Annotated in this window: 2 protein-coding genes and 1 rRNA gene; all 3 read right to left on the reverse strand. The window is 35.6% G+C overall.

Features of this window, described 5'->3' with window-relative positions; all coding sequences use genetic code 11:
* The coding region (gene nusA / locus ACKI5B_RS06500) for a transcription termination factor NusA (protein ID WP_407427009.1) at positions 1 to 1,342 on the reverse strand (1,342 nt) is incomplete at its 3' end.
* A 52-nt stretch (positions 1,343 to 1,394) separates the two neighbouring features.
* The gene (locus ACKI5B_RS06505; protein ID WP_407427011.1) at positions 1,395 to 1,868 is read right to left on the reverse strand and encodes an LSm family protein; all 474 of its coding nucleotides are present in this window, start codon (positions 1,866 to 1,868) and stop codon (positions 1,395 to 1,397) included.
* Positions 1,869 to 2,041: 173 nt separating this feature from the next.
* A 5S ribosomal RNA gene (gene rrf, locus ACKI5B_RS06510) occupies positions 2,042 to 2,151 on the reverse strand.
* Positions 2,152 to 2,175: the final 24 nt, after the last annotated feature.

The following is a 2,175-nucleotide window of genomic DNA, read 5'->3' on the forward strand; positions in this document are numbered from 1 at the left end:
GAGCAGTTTCAGAAGCTTCAATTGATTCTTCAGATTCTTCCTCAACAAATTCTACATTGCTTCGGATAATTTTTGATACTTCCTCAAGTTCTTCTGCAGTAATACCTTCGATTGAATTGAGTTCACCGTTTTCGTATGCAACAATAAATTTTTCAATATCGTCGTATCCGGCTTCAGCAAGTTTAGCAGCAACTTCCTGATTAACGGCAGGCAAATCTGCAATAACAGAGATTTCATCCTGATCAACAGAAGCATTATTTGTGAAAAGCTCCTGAGCTCGACGGGTTGTAATTTCTGTAAGATCAAGCTCTGCAGCCTGTTCTTCTGTTTTAACATCGATACTCCAGTCACAAAGTCTGTTTGCAAGACGTACATTCTGACCGTTTTTACCAATTGCAACAGAGAACTGTTCGTCAGAAACGATTGCAAGAGCCTGTTTTTTTTCATCATCAAGAATTACAACACGATTAACCTCTGCAGGAGAAAGTGCATTCTTAATGAATACAACAGGATCTTCTGAATAGCGTAAAATATCAATTTTTTCGCCTTCAAGTTCGCGAATAACATTCTGAATACGCATACCCTTTGGACCTACACAAGAGCCAACCGGATCAACATCTTCTTTTGAAGTAGTTACAGCAATTTTTGTACGATAACCTGCATCGCGTACAATTTTTTTAATTTCTACAGTTTTGTCCTGAATTTCAGGAACTTCCAGTTCAATAATAGACTGAACAAATTTTGGATCAGAACGGCTCAAAACAAGCTGCAATCCAGAAGAAATACGTTTAAGGTCCACAATAAAAGCCTTAATTCTATCATTTTTCTGATAGATTTCGCGAGGAGACTGATATTTCTTTGGCAAAACTCCTTCAACTTTACCCAAATCAACATAAATATTACCATTGTATTCACGCTGATAGTATCCGATAATAATTTCACCAACTTTATCTTTATATTCGTTATAAAGCTTATCTTTAAATGACTCATTCAAACCTTTGTGAGTCTCCTGTTTACCTACAGAAACAGCAGAACGGTCAAAAGTTTTAGGGTCTACAATGATATCAATTTCATCACCAAGCTCACACTCTTCAGAAAGCTGTTTTGCTTCTTCCAGCTCAATTTCTGTTACCGGATCATAAACACCGTCAACAATTGTCTTTCGTGAAGCAACAGTAACATCTGACATATCATCAGCGAAAGTGATTACACAGTTATCAGCTGTACCAAAAGTACGCTTATAAGCTGCCCTTAAAGTGTTTTCGATTGTCTGTTTGACTGAATCCAGTGAAAAACCTTTATCCTGAGTAAGTTCACGGATTGCGTCTGCCATTTCTGACATACCTTAGTCTCCTATTCGACTGATTTTTGTACCAGTCTTATTTTTTATTATTTTATAAGTGAATAAATTTTGCTTTTGCTATATTTTCAAAAGAAATCGATTTTAATTCTACAGAACCGTCTTCTTTTAGAACTTCTAATTTAACTGATGATGAATCAGCTGATTTTAAAACACCGCCGACCCAGTCCGTAACTGTTTTGTCATAAACACGTATTTCACGTCCTAAAAACAATGCAAATTCTGCAGCATTTTTAATATTCCGCTCCATGCCTGGAGACGTTAATTCCATATAGGTATTGTCTGTTCCAAGCATCTCTTCAAGAGCCGGAAGCAAAATTTTATGAACCCTGGAACAATCATTTACACCAATATTAATATTTGAATCGATTCCTGTAATTGTTGCAAGAATCTGAGTAACTCCATTCTGAGGTGAGATTTTAAGCTCTACCAGATGAAAACCAAGTTGTCTGACAATTTTTTCACATTCTGTAAAATGCGGATACGAATTCAAAGGAATATATTCCATTAAATCTCCAGTTAACCTGATAAATAAAAATGGACTCGTTTTTGCGAGCCCATTTAAATATTTCTATTAAAATGTTGTATTATATTACTTTTTTTATTAATTAATGTCAATAAGCAATCATGAAGAATATATTTTTTATTTTTTAATCAAAAAAATTATTTAAATAAAAAAAAAGCCGGCAGCTACCTACTTTCCCCCTGAAAGGAGTATCATCGGCGTAAGGGTGCTTGACTTCCGTGTTCGGAACGGGAACGGGTATTACCACCCCACTATGGCCACCGGCATATAAAATACCAGAATAAAAAAA

The sequence above is a fragment of the Treponema sp. genome (genome assembly GCF_045657965.1).
In the GTDB taxonomy this organism is placed as follows: Bacteria; Spirochaetota; Spirochaetia; order Treponematales; family Treponemataceae; genus Treponema_D.

Coding starts and splice junctions, on each gene's coding strand:
- ACKI5B_RS06505 (WP_407427011.1), bottom strand. CDS start 1,868: ATGGAATATATTCCTTTGAATTCGTATCCGCATTTTACAGAATGTGAA.